The organism is Streptomyces sp. SD31 (assembly GCF_052068475.1).
GTDB lineage: Bacteria > Actinomycetota > Actinomycetes > Streptomycetales > Streptomycetaceae > Streptomyces.
The window spans coordinates 166,892-183,514 of record NZ_JBQHCX010000021.1; the positions used below are offsets into that span (position 1 = coordinate 166,892).

15 protein-coding genes are annotated in these 16,623 nt (G+C 72.2%); 7 read left to right on the plus strand and 8 right to left on the minus strand.

Translation table 11 applies throughout. The annotated features are described in order from the left end of the window. Positions 1-9: 9 nt before the first annotated feature. A complete protein-coding gene (locus tag ACTMVF_RS36470) occupies positions 10-3,174 on the minus strand; it encodes a cytochrome P450 (protein WP_441275349.1) in 3,165 nt (1,054 codons plus the stop codon). A 103-nt stretch (positions 3,175-3,277) separates the two neighbouring features. Between ACTMVF_RS36470 and ACTMVF_RS36475 the strand changes: the two genes are divergently transcribed. After that, positions 3,278-3,961 carry a PAS domain-containing protein gene (locus ACTMVF_RS36475; protein ID WP_441275350.1) on the plus strand — a complete coding sequence of 228 codons (684 nt, stop codon included), beginning with the start codon at positions 3,278-3,280 and terminating at the stop codon, positions 3,959-3,961. On the opposite strand, the gene ACTMVF_RS36480 is transcribed toward ACTMVF_RS36475, so the two are convergent. Then, positions 3,892-4,815, minus strand: coding sequence for a DUF3626 domain-containing protein (locus ACTMVF_RS36480; RefSeq protein ID WP_441275351.1), 924 nt, complete (start codon positions 4,813-4,815; stop codon positions 3,892-3,894). The genes ACTMVF_RS36475 and ACTMVF_RS36480 overlap by 70 nt on opposite strands. Before the next feature lie 88 nt (positions 4,816-4,903). On the opposite strand from ACTMVF_RS36480, the gene ACTMVF_RS36485 reads away from it, so the two are divergent. Continuing rightward, positions 4,904-5,398 (plus strand): FBP domain-containing protein, encoded by a 495-nt coding sequence (locus tag ACTMVF_RS36485; protein ID WP_441275352.1) that lies wholly within the window; start codon positions 4,904-4,906, stop codon positions 5,396-5,398. Positions 5,399-5,412: 14 nt separating this feature from the next. Here the strand turns inward: ACTMVF_RS36485 and ACTMVF_RS36490 are convergent, their stop codons facing one another. After that, the gene (locus ACTMVF_RS36490) at positions 5,413-6,747 is read right to left on the minus strand and encodes an erythromycin esterase family protein (protein ID WP_441275353.1); all 1,335 of its coding nucleotides are present in this window, start codon (positions 6,745-6,747) and stop codon (positions 5,413-5,415) included. Positions 6,748-7,023: 276 nt separating this feature from the next. Here ACTMVF_RS36490 and ACTMVF_RS36495 point away from each other — a divergent pair, with 276 nt between their 5' ends. The 3 genes from ACTMVF_RS36495 to ACTMVF_RS36505 all read left to right on the plus strand — a co-directional run bounded on the left by ACTMVF_RS36495 (position 7,024) and on the right by ACTMVF_RS36505 (position 10,751). Next, positions 7,024-8,277, plus strand: a complete 1,254-nt coding sequence (locus tag ACTMVF_RS36495; RefSeq protein ID WP_441275354.1) for an FUSC family protein — start codon at positions 7,024-7,026, stop codon at positions 8,275-8,277. A gap of 50 nt (positions 8,278-8,327) precedes the next feature. Then, entirely contained in the window at positions 8,328-9,386 is a 1,059-nt protein-coding gene (locus ACTMVF_RS36500) for a hypothetical protein (protein WP_441275355.1), read from the plus strand. Between the two features lie 135 nt (positions 9,387-9,521). Then, a complete protein-coding gene (locus ACTMVF_RS36505) occupies positions 9,522-10,751 on the plus strand; it encodes a beta-propeller fold lactonase family protein (RefSeq protein WP_441275356.1) in 1,230 nt (409 codons plus the stop codon). On the opposite strand, the gene ACTMVF_RS36510 is transcribed toward ACTMVF_RS36505, so the two are convergent. After that, positions 10,719-11,444 (minus strand): DUF2470 domain-containing protein, encoded by a 726-nt coding sequence (locus ACTMVF_RS36510; RefSeq protein ID WP_441275357.1) that lies wholly within the window; start codon positions 11,442-11,444, stop codon positions 10,719-10,721. The two genes, ACTMVF_RS36505 and ACTMVF_RS36510, sit on opposite strands and share 33 nt — an antisense overlap. Before the next feature lie 104 nt (positions 11,445-11,548). Then, on the minus strand, positions 11,549-12,157 hold the full coding sequence (locus tag ACTMVF_RS36515) for a TetR/AcrR family transcriptional regulator (RefSeq protein ID WP_441275358.1): 609 nt from the start codon (positions 12,155-12,157) through the stop codon (positions 11,549-11,551). 107 nt (positions 12,158-12,264) lie between these two features. Between ACTMVF_RS36515 and ACTMVF_RS36520 the strand changes: the two genes are divergently transcribed. Further along, entirely contained in the window at positions 12,265-13,791 is a 1,527-nt protein-coding gene (locus ACTMVF_RS36520) for a cytochrome P450 (protein WP_441275359.1), read from the plus strand. Here ACTMVF_RS36520 and ACTMVF_RS36525 read toward each other — a convergent pair. Beyond that, complete coding sequence (locus ACTMVF_RS36525) at positions 13,753-14,595, minus strand: pentapeptide repeat-containing protein (protein WP_441275360.1); 843 nt, start codon at positions 14,593-14,595, stop codon at positions 13,753-13,755. The genes ACTMVF_RS36520 and ACTMVF_RS36525 overlap by 39 nt on opposite strands. A 140-nt stretch (positions 14,596-14,735) precedes the next feature. On the opposite strand from ACTMVF_RS36525, the gene ACTMVF_RS36530 reads away from it, so the two are divergent. After that, the gene (locus ACTMVF_RS36530; RefSeq protein ID WP_441275361.1) at positions 14,736-14,936 is read left to right on the plus strand and encodes a DUF5999 family protein; all 201 of its coding nucleotides are present in this window, start codon (positions 14,736-14,738) and stop codon (positions 14,934-14,936) included. Between the two features lie 3 nt (positions 14,937-14,939). Here ACTMVF_RS36530 and sigJ read toward each other — a convergent pair whose 3' ends face one another. Both sigJ and ACTMVF_RS36540 read right to left on the minus strand, forming a co-directional pair. Further along, entirely contained in the window at positions 14,940-15,839 is a 900-nt protein-coding gene (sigJ, locus tag ACTMVF_RS36535; RefSeq protein ID WP_441275362.1) for an RNA polymerase sigma factor SigJ, read from the minus strand. Positions 15,840-15,872: 33 nt separating this feature from the next. Beyond that, positions 15,873-16,616 carry a PIG-L deacetylase family protein gene (locus tag ACTMVF_RS36540; RefSeq protein WP_441275363.1) on the minus strand — a complete coding sequence of 248 codons (744 nt, stop codon included), beginning with the start codon at positions 16,614-16,616 and terminating at the stop codon, positions 15,873-15,875. Between the last annotated feature and the right edge of the window lie 7 nt (positions 16,617-16,623).

Here is a 16,623-nt window from a genome sequence, read left to right on the forward strand (position 1 = left end):
CCCGCTGTGTCAGCCCACGGCGTACACGTCCTCCACGTAACGCCCCTCCCGCACCAGTACGTCGAGCCACTGCTCGGCGGCCTCCTCGCCGGAGCCCGGCGCGCGGTCCCGGAACAGGGTACGGAACACTTCTCGCACTCCGGGTGCCATTTTCGAACCGTCGCCGCAGACATACACCCGGGCGCCCGCTTCGAGGAGGTCCCAGACCTCGTCCGCCTCGGCGGCGATGCGGTGCTGCACGAACGTCCCGGCGGTGCTGAAGGCCGGGCGCAGCGACACGGCACCGGCGGTCTCGGCGGCACGCAACTCCTCGGCGTGCAGGAAGTCGGCGTCCGGGGCGTCACAGCCGAAGTAGCACAGCGCGGACGGGAGTTGGGTGCCCTCGGCCAGGGCCACGGCCCGGTCGGCGACGGCGCCGCGGAACGGGGCGAGGCCGGTGCCCGCAGCGATCAACACGACCGGGGCGGAGTGGTCGACCCGGAAGGCCTCCCGGCACGGCTGCACGCGGGCGTACACGGTGTCGCCGGGCTGGACGGTCGTGAGGTGTCCGGATCCGGTGCCTCGGTAGAGGCCCTTGCCCGAGCGGGCCGGAGCCTCCAGCAGGGACACCATCAGGTCCGCGTGGCCGGGGTCGACGGCGGGCGAGGAGGAGATGGAGTAGTGGCGGGGGCGCAGCGGGGTGAGGAGGTCGAGCAGCGTCGGCCAGTCCAGGGCGCCCCGCAGGGCGGGGAAGTCCTCGATCACCTCGACCAGGGTGCGCGGGGCATCGGTCAGGTTCGCCAGCGCCATGCGCTCCGGCGGGCACGGGTTGGCGGCGGCGAGCGCGGACAACTGGGCGGCGGTCGGACGCTCCTGCAACTCGACGTGGTGGGTGAGGAGTTGGCGTACGGACAGGGGCCGGTCGATGGCGAGGCCGTCCCGGCGGGGGCGGGTGGCCCGGATGTCCAGGACCGTGTCGAGGTCGACGCCGAACGCGGCGGCGGCTCGCTCGACCAGCGCCGGCGCGTTGACGGGGAGCACGGTGAGGTGGTCGGCGGTGCGGTAGGTGACGCCGTCCGGCAGGGCGAGGCGGACGAAGCGCTTGCGGCGGGGGTGTCCGGGGGCGGTGAGGTCGTGGGCCTCGGTGACCGTCATGGGCAGGAGGCCGTGGCGTTCGGCGAGGGCGTCGAGGGGGCCGCCGGTCAGGGTGCGGACCTCGTACGCCGTCGTGGGCTCGTCGTCGGCCGGGGCGGTGGCGTCCGGGTCGCCGTACCGCTCCAGCAGAGCCCTGCGGAGCCCGGCCGTGAAGTCCCGTACCGCACCCGTCAGATCGCCGGAGGCGTCGGCGGCGGCGCGGTCGATCAGACGGGTGGCGCCGAGTTCGGCGAGGCGGTCGTCGAAGCGGGCCGGGACGTGCTGGTAGGTGGCGGCCCAGTTGCGGTCGCCGACGCCCAGGACGGCGTAGGTGACGTCACCGGCGTCGGAGGCCTCCTCCAGCCAGGCGGCGAAGGTGGTGGCGTCGTCGGTGGGGCGGCCGTTGTAGGAGGCGGCGGTGATCACGACCGGGCGGTCGGTGGGCAGGCCACCGGCGTAGTCGTCGAGGGGCGCGGTCTGCGTCTCGCAGCCGAGGGCGGCGGCTTCGTCGGCGAGTTGGGCGGCGAAGTCGCGGCAGGTGCCGTAGTTGCTGCCGTGCAGGAACAGGGCGCTGGTGCCGGGGCGGACGCGGGCGGGCAGGGCGGCCGTGTCGGACACGGCTTCGGTGGTCGCGGGGGCGGTGCCGGGCAGCGGGGTGTGCACGCGGTCGGCGGGCGTGCGCCGGGTCAGGGTGAGGGTGAAGCCGTCGGGCTTGAGGGTGAGGGTCTCCTTGACGGTGAGGCGGTAGTCGGCGTGGTCGTGCAGCCGGTAACGGTGGACCAGCATCGCCAGCAGCATGGTCGCCTCGTGCAGCGCGAACTGCCGCCCGATGCAGGCGCGTTCACCGGTACCGAAGGGCTTGAAGGCGTGCACCGAGCGCGCCGCCTCGGCCTCGGGCGTGAAGCGGGTGGGGTCGAACAGCTCGGGGTTGTCGCCCCAGACCGGCTGTCGGTGCAGCATCGGGGCGAGGACGGTGACGAACTGCCCGGCGCGCAGCGGGATGCGCCCGCCCAGCATCGTGTCCTGCAGCGCGTGGCGGCTGAAGGCGGCGGCCGTGGGCCACAGCCGCAGCGCCTCGTTGAGGACCTGGCGGGTGTACGTCAGTTTGCCGACCTCGTCGTACGTCGGCTCGGGGTCGGTCCGGTCGCCCCACAGCTCGTCGACCTCGCGCTGCACGAGCTGGAGCGCCGTCGGGTGCTTGGCGAGGTAGTACAGCGCGAAGGACATCGCGCCGGAGGTCGTCTCGTGGCCGGCGATCAGGAAGGTGATGACCTGGTTGCGGATGTTGGCGGCGTCGAGGGTGGTGCCGTCCTGCGGGTGCTCGGCGGTGAGCATGAGGCCGAGCAGGTCCTGGGCGCCGCGCTGGTCGGTGCCGGCGCGGGAGGCGATGACGTCGTCGACGACCTGGGCGAGGTAGGCGGCGTCGTCCCGGAAGGAGGAGTCGGCCGCCGAGTGGTCCCGACCCGGGACACGAGCGAGCCGGGTCATGCTCCACTCCAGGCAGCGGACCATCGATTCGACGAAGGGGTGCGGCTCGGCCCGCTCGAAGGACCCGAAGTCGTAGCCGAAGCCGGCGAGCCCGATGGTGTCGAGGGTCATGCGGGTCATGTCGTCGGGAACGTTGACCGGCTGTCCGGCACGGGCATCACGGTCCCACGACCCGATGAGCCGCTGGGCCACCTTCAGCATCACGGGGTGATAGGTGCGCATCGAGCCGAGCGCGAAGGCGGGCATGAGGATGTCGTGCGCCCTGGCCCAGTTCGGTTCGTCGCTGTACGCCGTGAACAGGCCGTCGGCGGCGAACTCCCGGACGTTCTCCAGGGCGGGCCCCACATGCTTGGCGAACCGCTTCTCGTCCGCGAGGTCGGCCACCATGTCCAGATCGGCGGCGAACAGCGTGTCCCGCCCGTGCAGCCGCCGCACGAGCACCGGCCCGTGCTCCCGCATCAGCTCCATGACCTGCTGGATCGGGGTGCGGCCGGGTCCGACGGCGGTGATGTCGACGACGGGGACGCCGGGGAGGGTGTCGAGGGTCTGCGGGTGCAACGCGGTGGGGGGCATGGCGCGACAACTGCCTTTCGCGGTACGGGACTACTGCGGTCCAGCGTGATCGACGGCCCCCGGCCGCCCGCACCCCCGCCCTACATGATTGTGTAGTCCCCGGATGGGCGTCGCTCTTGCGCCCGAGGGACCGGAGGTGCTGGTGGACCGGGCTCACCCGGAGGCCGTGGTGTGGCGCAACCGCGCCCTGATGGTCTTCGACCGCGTCTCGGTGCCGCTCGCGGTCTGCGATGTGTACGGCGCGGTCCTGCTGGCCAATCCGGCGATGGCGGCGGAGTGCGGTACGACCCCGGGGCGGCTGCGCGGCCGGGAGGTACTGGAGCTGTTCCGGCCGCAGGAGGCGACGCAGGTGGAGCGCATCGCCGAGGCACTGCGGCTGCGGCACCGGTCGCGGTACCAGGTCTCGGTGCGCTGGCCGGCGCCCGACGGTGCTGAGCGGTACGGGGAGCTGACGGCGGACCCGGTGAGCGACACCGTCGAGGAGACGCCGGCGCTGCTGGTGATGCTCCGCGTCCTGGGCGAACGCGAGCCGCATCGGCGCAGGCCCGCGAAGGTGGCGCCGAGGGAGGCCCACATCCTGGCCCTGCTGGCCGGCGGCGCCACCACCGCCCAGGCCGCCCGCGAGACCGGCCTCACCGTGGACGGCGTCAACTACCACCTGCGACGCCTGTCGACCCGCTGGAACGCGACGAACCGCACGGAACTGGTGGCCCGCGCCTATGCGCTGGGGGTGCTGGCCGCCGGGGTGTGGCCGCCGGCGCCGGCCGCCGCGGAGGGACCGGAGTAGGCGGTCCCCGCACCCTCAGGGGCGCCGAAGCGGGCGAGGGTGTGCCACACCCTCTTCAGGTCCTGGAGTTCATGACGGCCGGTCCGCGCGGCGTCCCCGATCACGCGCGGGTCGATACGGCCGTCCTCGGCGATGCGGGCGCCGAGCTCGGCATACTCCCGGCCCCGGTAGTCGGCGTGGCGGTGCAGGTCGGCCACGGTGAGCCGGTAGCCGGGGTGCCACTCGACCGGGAACGGCAGCAGACGGGCCGCGGCCTCGACGGGCGTGCCCCGGTAGCAGCCGTCCAGTACGACGGCCTCGACGTCACGGGCGAGGACAACCCCGCCGTGGACCTGGGCCTCGATGTAGTCGTTGAGGGCGTCCTGTTCGTCGCTCTCGGCGAGCGCGACGAGATGCATGCCGACGGCGACGCCGAAGTCGGTCGGTTCGGCGGCACTGTCGGGATAGCAGAAGGTGGCGCGGGCGAGTGCCGCACCGTTCAGCCTGAAGTGCGAGGAACCGAACCGTGGGGCGGCGCCCACCACCTGACGGCGGAAGTTCAGCGCGCCGTACACGGGCCGCTCGTGCGGGGGCGCGTCGTCGTACACGCCGCCGAAGATCCGGCTCTCCCAGCGCCAGCGGTCGCCGCCGGGGTGGGCGGTGAGTCCGCCGTTGCTGACGCCGGTGACGAACTGCGAGTGGTAGCCGCCGTCCAGGGCCAGCGCGCGCAGGATCGGCCTGCCCCGCACCAGCCGGTCCGGGTGGAAGTTGAGGGTGACGCGCACGTCGGGGTCGAGGGCAGGTCCCGCGGAAGTGGCCGCGACATGCCGAAGGGCGGCATGGGCCCGGGGTGACCCGACAGGGCCGAAATTCACTGGCTCCCCCTCATCGAGCTGCCTACCCTAGCCAAGAACCTAGACACCCTAGTTTTCCTCCGGCACCCGTACACTCCAGGAGACTCCCATGAAGCCGCTCACCGAGCAGGACATCCGCAACTCTTTCATCAACTGCTCGAAAGGCGAGGCCAAGCGCCTGTCCCTCCCCCGTGATCTCGACGAACGCCCTTGGGACGATCTCGACTTCCTCGGCTGGCGGGATCCGGGAGCCCCCGATCGCAGCTATCTGGTCACCGAGCGGGAGGGGCGACCGGTTGGTGTCACTCTTCGCTTCCCGTCCTCGCAGCGCGGTTTCCTGCACCGCAGCATGTGCTCCCTGTGCCTGACGACGCATCCGGGCGGCGGCGTCTCGCTGATGACGGCCCGCAAGGCGGGGGCGGCGGGCCGTGAGGGCAACTCGGTGGGTCTGTACATGTGTACTGACCTCGCCTGTTCGCTGTACATCCGCGGCAAGAAGAACCTGGAGTCCGGGAGCCGCTTCGAGGAGAGCCTGACGCTGGAGGAGCAGATCGCCCGGACCACGGGCAATCTCACCGCCTTCCTCGACAAGCTGTACGTCTGACGAGCGCCGGGCGGCTAACGGTCCCGTAGCCGCGCCGCCTCCACCCGGTGCAGATGGATCAGCACGTCGTAGCTGCGGGCGAGCGCGATGTCGTGCGGCCCGTCGGGGTAGGAGGTGCCGATGCCGCGCGTCGGGCGCGCCCGCCGCAGCCAGTCACGGGCCGGAGCTGCGGCGGTCCGTAGGTCCAGTACGTAGTCGCGGTGCCGCACCCCGTCGAGGGTCCGCTCGTTGCTGCCCGGGCCCGCCGGGCCGAGCGTCCAGCGGCGGACGGTCTCGTCGTCCCGGCCGGTGGCGTTGAACGAGCCGTGGTCGAAGGTCAGGCCCACGCTCACATAGCCCGCGCCGAGGAGGTCGCGCAGGAACGCGCCCTGCACCTTCGGGTTCTCGGCGGGTTCCTCCGGGACATAGCCGACGTGGTTGTTGTGCGCCGACAGCAGCACCTTGGTGCCGGTGTGCCGCTGCCACCACACCACGTTGGCGGCCATCGCCCCGTCGCGGTAGCGCATGGCCTCGGCGATCTGTGCGGGGTCCTCGAAATCGAAGTCGTACTGCCGGGCGGTCCGGTCGATCGCCGTCGCATGCTGGATCGCCCAGTCGTACGCCGCGCGGTCGGCACCCGGGGCCAACTGCTCGACCAGCCGCAGCGCCTCCCCCGTCCGCGCCGCCCGCTCCCTGCGTTCGGCGTACGGCAGGCCCAGGTACTGCTCGATGTACGCCCCGGTCGGCACGGTGGGCCGCAGTCCGCGGTAGAGCTCGGCCAGGCGGGCACTCAGCTCGGGAGCGGCGTCGGCCACGTAGTCCTCGACGGCGTCGTACAGCTCGGGTCCGGTCCAGGCGATGTCGTCGCCCATGAAGCGGACGGGGTCCCCGGGGTGCCGGACGTTGTAGGCGCGCATCCACTCCACGAGCCGCAGATAGTCGGTGTTGTTCCACCACAGGTAGTCCCGCTGGAACTCCTCACGCATGATGCGCCGCGGATCGCCCTTGCCGTACAGCACATAGTCGTTGAGGCGCAGGCCGGTGCTCCAGGGGGCCTCCACGGCGAAGGTGCGGAAGCCCCGTTCCTCGACGAGGTGGCGGAAGACGCGGTCCTTGAGGGCGAAGAAGTCGTGCGAGCTGTGCGTGGCCTCGCCCAGGCCGACGACGCGCGCGTCGCCGATCATGCGGTCCAGGGGGCGCAGGTCGCCGGTGTCGCCGACGGGTTCCACGGTCCGCAACGGGTGGGCGGCACGGTCGAGCGCCCCGACGACCGTGGTGGAGGTAGGTGCCGCCGCGGCCGGGATGCCGGTCGTCAGGGCGGCGAGGATGATGAAGAGGGTCAGTGCCGGTCCGGTCGGATGCCGTTTCATGATCCCAGGCTTGCGTCCCGGCCCGGGCCGGGACCATACGGCGGTCCGCCGTCCCCGGGTGCGGCCAACCGGGGGGTGGCGGCGGGGGTTTTCCTCAGTCCGGACCCGGTCGGCCGCCCGGCCTCACGTCGCGCGGGTGTCGCGCGGGTGTCGATGATCACCAGCCCGGCCCCTTGCCGCACCACGACCGCTGCGCTCAGTCTGGGGGTTCCTTGCGGACCGTCACGTTCCGCGAGCAGGGTTGGGAAGCGTCTGTGGAAAGGGAACAGCCCAAGGATGCGAGAGGTACGTGAGGGCACGCTGTCCCTGGAGCGGCTCGGGAAGCTGCGCCGGGACCCGGTGGTGGTCCAGACGCTGCGGTCGGCGGCCGCGGCGACGATCGCGTACGTCATCGCGCTGCGCCTGAGCCCCGAGCAGGCGCCCCTGACCGCGCCCCTGACGGCGCTGCTGGTCGTCCAGGTCACGCTGTACGCGACGCTCACCAACGGCATCCGACGGGTGAACTCCGTGGTGGCCGGCGTCCTCGTCGCCATCGCCTTCAGCCTCCTGGTCGGCCTGACCTGGTGGAGTCTGGCGCTGCTGATCGTGGCCTCGCTGGTGGTCGGGCATCTGGTGCGGGTCGACGAGTACGTGCCCGAAGTGGCGATCAGCGCGATGCTGGTCCTCGGGGTCACGACCGTCGGGGACACGGCCTGGGCGCGGATTCTGGAGACACTGATCGGCGCGGTGGTCGGGCTCGGCTTCAATCTGCTCCTCGCGCCACCGGTGTGGGTGGAGGAGGCCGGTGAGTCGCTGGAGGGACTGGCCCGGCGGCTGCGGCAGTTGATGCTGCGCATCGGCGAGGAGGCCGCCGGCCGCACACCGTTCGAGCAGGCCGCCGCCCGGCTGCACGAGGCACGCCGGCTCGACCACGACATCGTCGAGGTGGACGCGGCGCTGAAGCAGGCCGAGGACAGCCTGCGGCTCAACCCGCGGGTGCGCGACAGCCTGCTGCACCGGGTGGTGCTGCGCACCGGACTGGACACGCTGGAGATCTGCACGGTGGTCCTGCGGGTGCTCGCGCGCACCCTCACCGACCTGGCGAAGGAGCGGGAGCCCGAGCCGCTGTTCGCGAAGGAGACCGGCGCGGTCGTGGAGCAGCTGCTGTCGGAGATCGCCGACGCGGTGGTCAGCTTCTCGGTGCTGGTCACCACTCATGTCAGCAGCAACGCCGACGCGGCGGAGTCCCGGCTCGCCGCCGAGTTGCGCGCGGCGGCGGGCACCCGCGACAAGCTGGCCCTGCTGCTGCGTGAGGAGGCCGAGCGCGAGGACCGGCACTGGCAGCTGCTCGGCGCCGTACTCACCGAGGTGAACCGCATCCTCGACGAGCTCGACACCGAGCACCGCTCACGCAGGCTGCTGGAGGAACTGGACCGCGTGTCGCAGGACCAGCGCGCCCGAATGCCACGCCTGACCCGGCTGCGCGAGCGCATGGGCGTTCAGGAGCAGCTGTGGCGGAACCGCACGGGGTTCGGCGGGCGTTCTTCGTGAGGGAGCGCCGGGACGCGGCCGGCGAATACAGGACCTGGGGGAGCTGTCCGATGACCGACACCACCGTGCGGATCGACGGGAACACGTTGCGGCTGCCGGGCGGGGTGGTGGTGCGGTTCATCCGTACGCTGCGGCTGCCCGAGTCGGGCACGCACCCGCTGCCGCCGGGGCTCGGCGAGTTCCCGGTCCGGCGGGTGGCGGACTGCGCGGACCGCGTTCCCGAGGCATGGCGGCAGCGCGGCGGTGTGATGCTGCCGGTGTATCTGCGCGAGGCGATGTGGCTGAGCTTCGGGGGCACGACCGAGCCGGCCGCGCTCCAGGTCGGGGTGGGCAAGGTGTGCGCGGTCTCGGGGAAGCCGTGGAGCGACCGGCTGTCCCGCAAGCCGCAGAACTACGTCGTGCTGCCCCGCCAGCCCTGGCTGGACGGCATCAACTCCGGGAAGGGCACGGTCCGCCAGTTCGTGGCCGTGCCGCTGGGGCTGGGCGCGACCGTCGAGGGGCAGGTCACCGGCGAGGAGGTCTGGGGCGGCGTACAGCTGCAGTCCTTCGCGCTGAAGGAGCCCCAGCTGGCGAGGTGGCGGGAGGAGGAGCGGCGCCGGGCGGAGCAGGCGCGGGCGATGCCCGCGTATGGGGGCTTCGGTGCCGCCATGCCCATGGCGGCGGCCGCCCCGCAGGGCGGCGTTCCGGCGCCCGCGGCCGCTCCGGCCGGTCCCGCGCGCCGGGCCGCCGCGGCGATGGGCCTGGGCGTCGGCGGTTCGATGCGCCAGGAGGTCTACGAGGACGACCGGCCACTGTCGGACTGGTCCGAGGGCCCCGCAGGCCGGGTCTTCGTCCATCTGGTGACGCCCCCGGAGTGGCGTCGCATCACCGGTGAGGCTCCCCCGCCGTCGCCGGTGGACCGGGCGGCGTACACACGGGCGGGGCTGCCGTGGTTCGACTACTACGACCAGGACGCCGAGGATCTCGCCCCCACGGACACGCTGGGATCGGTGAAGCCGGTCGGCGACTGGCTCGGTGACGACCACGAGCCCTGGCAGGCGCCCTCGCCGGGCCAGGTGACGCCGCTCAAGGACGCGCAGGGCAAGCCGGTGCAGGACGGGGACTGGTAGGAGACCCGAAGCGCACGCACAGCACACCCCTGAATTGCAGCATACGCAACGACCGTTGCTCTTCTTGCGCTCGATGGGTGATCCACGCCAAGGTGGCTGTCGCGACCACGACGACCGACGACCTGAGGTGTGGACATGGGCAGTGGTGGGCTGAGCAGGCGCCGATTCGTCGGAACCCTCGCTGGATCGGCCGCCGGCGTGACGCTCCCGGCGGCCACGGCGTGCGACGACGCGCCGGCCCCGGCGGACACGGCCGGCACGGCGGCCCCCGGGGCGACCACTCCGGGCACTCCCGGGACCCGCCCGAGCGCCCAGACCGAGAGCCGCGAGCCATCCGGCCCGCGCCCCCTCCACCTCGGCACCTACACCTCCGTCGAGAGCGGCGGCACAGGCATCGGCGTCGCCACGTACGACCCGGTGACGGGCCAGGTCACCGGCGCCGGAACGATCACCGGGATCGGCGACCCGTCATATCTGGCACCGCACCCGAACGGTCGGACGCTGTACGCGGTCAACGAGCGCGAGGACGGTGCCGTGACCGCCGTCCGTCTCGCCGACCGCAAGGTCCTGGGGAGCCGGAGCACCGGCGGGGCCGCGCCGTGCCATCTGTCGGTGCATCCGAGCGGCCGCTGGCTGCTGAGCGCCAACTACGGCACGGGCAGCGTCGCCGTGCACCCGATCGACGCCTCGGGTGCGCTCGGCGAGCGCACCGAGCTGGTCACGCACTCCAGTCCGCCGCCCGGCCCCGGCCAGGAGGGCCCGCACGCCCACCAGTTCATCACGAGCCCCGACGGCGGCCATGTGCTCGCCGTGGACCTCGGCACGGACACCGTGTACACCTATCGCCTCGACCAGAAGGCGGGCACGCTCACCGAGGTGGCGCGGGCGCAGACCGAGCCGGGCGCGGGCCCGCGTCATCTCACCTTCCACCCGGGCGGCCGGTACGCGTACCTGGCCAACGAGGTCGGCAACACCCTCGCGGTGTGCACCTACGACCCCGGCACGGGCCGGCTGACCGTCGGCAAGGAGCAGTCCACGGGCACGGGCTCGGGCACGAGCTACCCGGCGCAGATCGTGGTGACGCCGAACGGCCGCTACGCCTATCTCGCCAACCGGGGCCACAACAGCCTCGCGCGCTACGCGGTGGAGGCGGACGGCGCCCGGCTCAGGCTGCTCGACACGGTGCCGGTGTCCGGGGACTTCCCGCGACAGATCGCCCTCTCGCCGGACGGCTCGCTGCTGTTCGCGGCGAACCAGCGGTCGAGCACCGTCAGCGTCTTCCACGTCGACGAGGACAGCGGTGAACTGCGGCTCGCCGGCGAGCCGTTCGCGTCACCCGTCGCCGTCTGTGCGCTGCCGCTGTAGGGCGCGCGGGCAGGAGGCGGCACTGGCCTGGGACAGCAGGATGTGCATGCGTTCGGTGAGCTGTGCGACGTCGTCGGCGGGCCGGTGGAACGGCAGCCGTACGTCGGCCTGGGCGCGGGCGCGTTCGATGCGCAGCGTCAGCCCGTGCCGGTCGACCGCGAGGGGCTGGACGCGGACGGCACCGTGCAGACTGTCGGAGTCGACGAGACGGGTGAGCCGCTCGACGGCGTCCGGGTGGCAGTCGGCGAGGTGGGTGAGCAGCCGGGCCTCGGCGGCGGCCAGCGGGTCCGGCGTGGCGGCGGCGAACTCGTCGAGGTCGACGACCACGGCACCGGACGGCTGCCGCAGCACCGCCCGCATAGGCTGGAACGCCAGTTTGCCCTCCTCTGGGGTGAACCAGCCGGACAGCCAGAGCCGGGCGCGAATCCGTTTGCGTACGGGTACGGGGGCGACGTCGGCGAACTCCAGGACGGCGGCGGGCTCTCCGCGGGGGGCGCAGATCGCCGCCGCGACGAGCACGCTGTCCTCCGGCACGTCGAGCAGGACGCGGCCGTCCTCGGCCACGGTGTGCGCGCCGACGAGTTCGTCGCGACTGCCCTCCGCGGTCACCGCGCAGGACCACGCGGCGGCGAGCACCGACCGGGCCCGCTCCGCCGCGGAAGGCGCGGCCGTCCACGCTTGACTGTCACCCATCCCAGACCTCCTTAGGTAAGCCTTGCCTAAGCTACAGAAGATCGGGCCGCACGCCAACCAGCCCCACCGATCCTGTGCCATCTCTTTGCTGGTGTACGCGCCCCTCAGGGCGTGATGACGCCCAACAGGGCCCGGGCGCACAGGTCGCGCACCTGCTCCCGGGAGAGGTCCGAGCCGCGCAGCCACTCCAGGCAGACGGCGGTGGTGAACGCCAGCCAGCCCCGCACGGCGAGCCCGACATCGGGCCGCTTCCCGAAGACCGGGCCGAACTCGGGGTCGGCCGCCATCGCCGCGAGGATCTGCTTCTCCTGCGCGGCCAGGGCCTGTTGGTAGACCTTGCGCACGGCCTGGTCACCGGCCGCGTCGGCACGATGGAAGGCGCGGAATCCGTGCGCGTGCGCCTCGACGTACTCCAGATACGTGTCGAGGCCCGCAGCGAGCTGCTCGCGCACCGGGACTCCGGGCACGGCGGCCGTCATCCGCAGCATGCGCTCGCTCTCCCGCTCGACGACGGCCGCGAAGAAGTCCCGCTTGTTGGGGAAGTAGTGGTAGAGCAGCCCGCGCGAGACTCCGGCGATCTCGGCGACCTGCTCGATCCACACGTCGTCGTACGGACTCTCCGAGAACAGCCGCGCCCCGACCGCGAGAAGCTGCTCACGGCGTTCCCCGGTGCTGAGCCGGCGGCGGGTGCGCTCGCCCTCGTTCGCGGCCATGACCGCACTTTACTTGACGTGGATTCAACGGTGGGACCAGACTGAGCGCGTTATTGAACCCACGTACAACGAGCTCAACCTGCCGCTGGCTCAAGGGAGATCACGTCATGGCGGAGACAGTGACCGGGACAGTGACCGGGACCGGACTCCCCAAGGGATTCCGCAGCGCCGAGCAGGGCTGGCCGGAGCTGTCCCGCATCCCGCATCCGCCGCACCGGCTCCCGCTGCTCGGCGACGTGCTCGGCGCCAGTCGGCGTACGCCGCTGCAGGACTCGCTGCGGTACGCACGGGAGTTGGGGCCGATCTTCCGGCGCAGGGCGTTCCACAGGGAGTTCGTGTTCGTCTGGGGAGCCGGACTCGTGGCCGACATGGCGGACGAGTCGCGCTTCGCCAAGCATGTGGGGCTCGGCATAGCCAATCTGCGGCCGGTCGTCGGAGACGGTCTGTTCACGGCGTACAACCACGAGCGGAACTGGCAGCTGGCGCACGACGTCCTGGCGCCGGGGTTCAGCCGGGAGGCCATGGCGGGCTACCACCCGATGATGCTGGCCGTGGCCGACCGGCTCATGGACCACTGGGACCGCCAGGCGGCTGCGGGCCGGGCGGTGGACGTGCCCGGCGACATGACCAAGCTGACCCTGGAGACCATCGCGCGCACCGGGTTCGGGCACGACTTCGGCTCCTTCGAACGGGCCCGTCCGCATCCCTTCGTGACGGCGATGGTCGGCACCCTCACCTACGCGCAGCGGCTGAACACCGTGCCGACGCCGTTCCTGCTGCGGCGTGCGGCGCGTCGCAACGAGGCCGACATCGCGTCCCTCAACCGCACGGTCGACGACCTGGTCCGCGCCCGTACGGCGAGCGGGCCCGGGGACGGGGATCTGCTGGACCGGATGCTGGAGACGGCCCACCCGGAGACGGGCGAACGGCTCTCCGCACGCAACGTCCGCCGCCAGGTGATCACCTTCCTGGTGGCCGGCCACGAGACCACCTCGGGCGCGCTCTCCTTCGCCCTGCACTATCTCTCCCGGCACCCCGACGTCGCCGAGCGCGCCCGTGCCGAGGTGGACCGCGTCTGGGGCGACACGGCGGTGCCCGGCTACGACCAGGTGGCGAAGCTGCGGTATGTGCGCCGGGTGCTCGACGAGTCGCTGCGGCTGTGGCCGACGGCGCCGGCCTTCGCCCGGGAGGCGCGCGAGGACACGGTGCTCGGCGGGGTCCATCCGATGCGGCGCGGTGCGTGGGCGCTGGTGCTCACGGCGATGCTGCACCGCGATCCCGAGGCCTGGGGCGCGGACGCCGAGCGGTTCGATCCGGATCGCTTCGACCCGAAGGCCGTACGGACGCGTCCGCCGCACACGTTCAAGCCGTTCGGGACGGGGGCGCGGGCCTGCATCGGGCGCCAGTTCGCGCTGCACGAGGCCACGCTGGTGCTGGGACTGCTGCTGCGCCGGTACGAGTTCAGGAGCGACCCGGGCTATCGGCTGCGAGTGACGGAGCGGCTGACGCTGATGCCGGAGGGGTTGCGGCTGCGCCTGGAGCGGCGGGCGGCCGGCCCTCCGGTTCCGTCGTCCGGGGCCGTCGAGGACGCGCCCTCAGAGCTGCGTTGTCCAGTGCACCGGGCGACTGACTGAGGCGGGCAACCGCGTGCCCGCGCTGCCCCGGGCCGCGTTCAGCTGGGGCTGGGTCAGAAAGAACGCGCCGGTCAGATCGGCGTCCGTGAGGTCGGTGTCGCGCAGGTCGGCACCGATGAGGTCCGCCCCGCGCAGGTCGGCGCCGGTGAGGTCGGCGGCTATGAGGTAGGCGCCGCGCAGATTCGCGCCGCGCAGGTCGGCGCCCTTGAGACGGGCGCCCATCAGATCCGCGCCCCGGCGGTCCTTCTTGCGGCCGCGGACGCCCGCTCGCGCCAGCTCACTGGCCTTCAGCAGGAGCACATTGACCTCCTGCCGGTGAGCGGCCACGTCCAGCGCGCCCAATTCCTCCGGCGTCCGGCGGGTGAGCTGCTCGGTCGCCTTCAGGAGTTCCCGCAGTTCGGTGTGGAGGGGGCGGGCGGCGGGCAGGGTGAGGGCCTCGGTCAGGTACCAGAGCAGTTCGTGGAGCTGGCGGACGACCGGGAAGACGTCGAACATCCGCCGGGCGTGCTCGCGGGAGGCCGCACGCCAGTCCTTCCCGGCGAAGGTCACCTGCGAGACCTTCTGACCGGCGCCGAAGCAGTCGTAGACCGTGCAGCCGGTGAAGCCCTTGGTGCGGAGCCGGCTGTGGATGCCGCAGCGGTGGTCGTCCTGGAGGTTCTTGCAGGGCGTTCCGGCCGCCTTGTCGACCGCGAAGTCGGCGGAGGCGGCGAAGGGCAGGGCGACGCAGCACAGCCCGAAGCACCGTGCGCAGTCGCCGTGCAGGTCCGCCCGGTCGACGGTCTGATCTTGCATGACATTCAGCATACGGAACGAAAACTCACCGACGAGTTTCCGGGGCTGTGGGGGTCTTCTCATCCAACGGAAAACAAGCTCGGCTACCACTGAGAGACGAGCCGACGGAAGCAGGAGCACCACCGCATCGAAGAGAGTCGAGGCGATACGTCATGTGCAGCCACCAGCCCCCGTGCCCGACCGCCGACAGCCCTGACCATCACGCCGCCGTGATCGTGTCGGCCCACCCCGAGCAGGGCTGGAGCCTGCTGTGCAACGGCACCATCGTCTTCGACGACACCGGTGAACTCCTCCCGGACGGGCGGGTGGTGAGCCCGCACCGTACGGTCGGCGCGCTGGCCGTGGCCGCCTGAGCGTCAGGCCTCAAGACCGGTGAGGTCCAGGCGCCCGAGGCGCTCGGGGTCGGCCAGGATGTACATCTCCGTGATGCGGCCGTCGGCGATGGTGACCCCCATGACCGACTGCGGCTTCCCTTCGGGGGCGTTGAGGACCCCGAGCGTGCCGTTGACGAGCACGAGCGCGAGCTGTGTGTGCTGGGCGAACTGCCGGAACAGCAGCGCCTGTTCGGCCACCGACTTCGCGCCGCGCACCACCTTGGACGCCGCGACACCGCGGACCAGCGGCCCGGAGTCGGCGCGCAGCACCACGTCGGGGTCGAGGACCGCGAGCAGTGCCTCGAAGTCCCCCGCGCGGGAGGCCGCCATGAAGGCGTCGAGGACCTGCCGCTGTCTGCCGAGATCCGGCTCGGTCGACGGTGTGGCGCCCTTCACCCGGCGCCGGGCGCGGCTGGCCAGCTGGCGGGTGGCGGCCGAGGTGCGTTCCACGATCGGTGCGATGTCGTCGAAGGGCACGGCGAACATGTCGTGCAGTACGAACGCGATCCGCTCGGCCGGGTCCAGTGTCTCCAGCACGACCAGCAGGGCCAGGCCCACCGAGTCGGCCTGGAGCACCTCCTGTTCCGGGTCGATCGTCGACAGCGGTCTGATCACGGGGTCCGGGACGAAGGTGTCGTCCAGGGGCTCCTCGTGGCGCCGCGTGCGCGACCGGAGCATGTCCAGGCAGACCCGGCCGACCACGGTGGTCAGCCAGCCGCCCAGGTTCTCGATGTCGTCCGCGTCGCTGCGGCTCAGCTTCAGCCAGGCCTCCTGGACGGCGTCCTCCGCCTCGGCCATCGAGCCGAGCATGCGGTAGGCGACCGCCTTGAGATGGCCCCGGTGCTCCTCGAAGCGGCGCGCCAGCAGGTCCGTGTCGTTCATATTCCCCCCGTTTCGTCCTTCGATCGAGCGCGTCTACCGGCTGAACAGCTCGAAGGCCACGGCCGGCTTCCCGCCGAACCGCTCCCCTGTCGTCTCCGCGTGCGAGGTGAGGAAGCCGCGGGCGTACGTCTCCGGGTCCTGCGTCGTCAACGCCTCGATGTAGGCGCGGTGTTCGAGCAGCGAGCGCACCGCACGCTCCAGGCCGGCCGAGGCGTCCACCGCGTGCGTGGGCGTGCTGGAGCCCGCGACGGCGACCCAGCGCACGCCGTTCCAGGGCTCGAGGCCCTGCTCGACGAGCTCCGGAAAGATCCACCGGTTACCGGCGTCGCCGGCCGCGTCCAGCGTGGCGCGGCCGACCGCCACATGGTCCGGGGTGTTCCAGGCGACGCCGCCCCAGGTGTCCCGGTGGTTGAGCGTGATCACCAGCTCGGGTCGGTGCCGGCGGATCGCGGCGGCGATGTCGCGGCGCAGGGCGGTGCCGTACTCGATCACGCCGTCCTTGTGGTCGAGGAACTCCACCGCCGACACGCCCACCACCGCCGCGCTGGCCCGCTGCTCGCGTTCCCGCAGCGGGCCGCACTTCGCGGGTTCCAGCGTGTCGATGCCGGCCTCACCGCGGGTCGCCAGGACGTACGCCACCTCGCGGCCTCCGTCCGTCCAGGCGGCGATCGCCGCCGAGCAGCCGTACTCGAGGTCGTCCGGGTGCGCGACGACGGCGAGCGCGCGCTGCCAGTCGTCGGGCATGGGCTTCAGCTGAGTGATCGTCGGCTCGGTCATGCCCGCA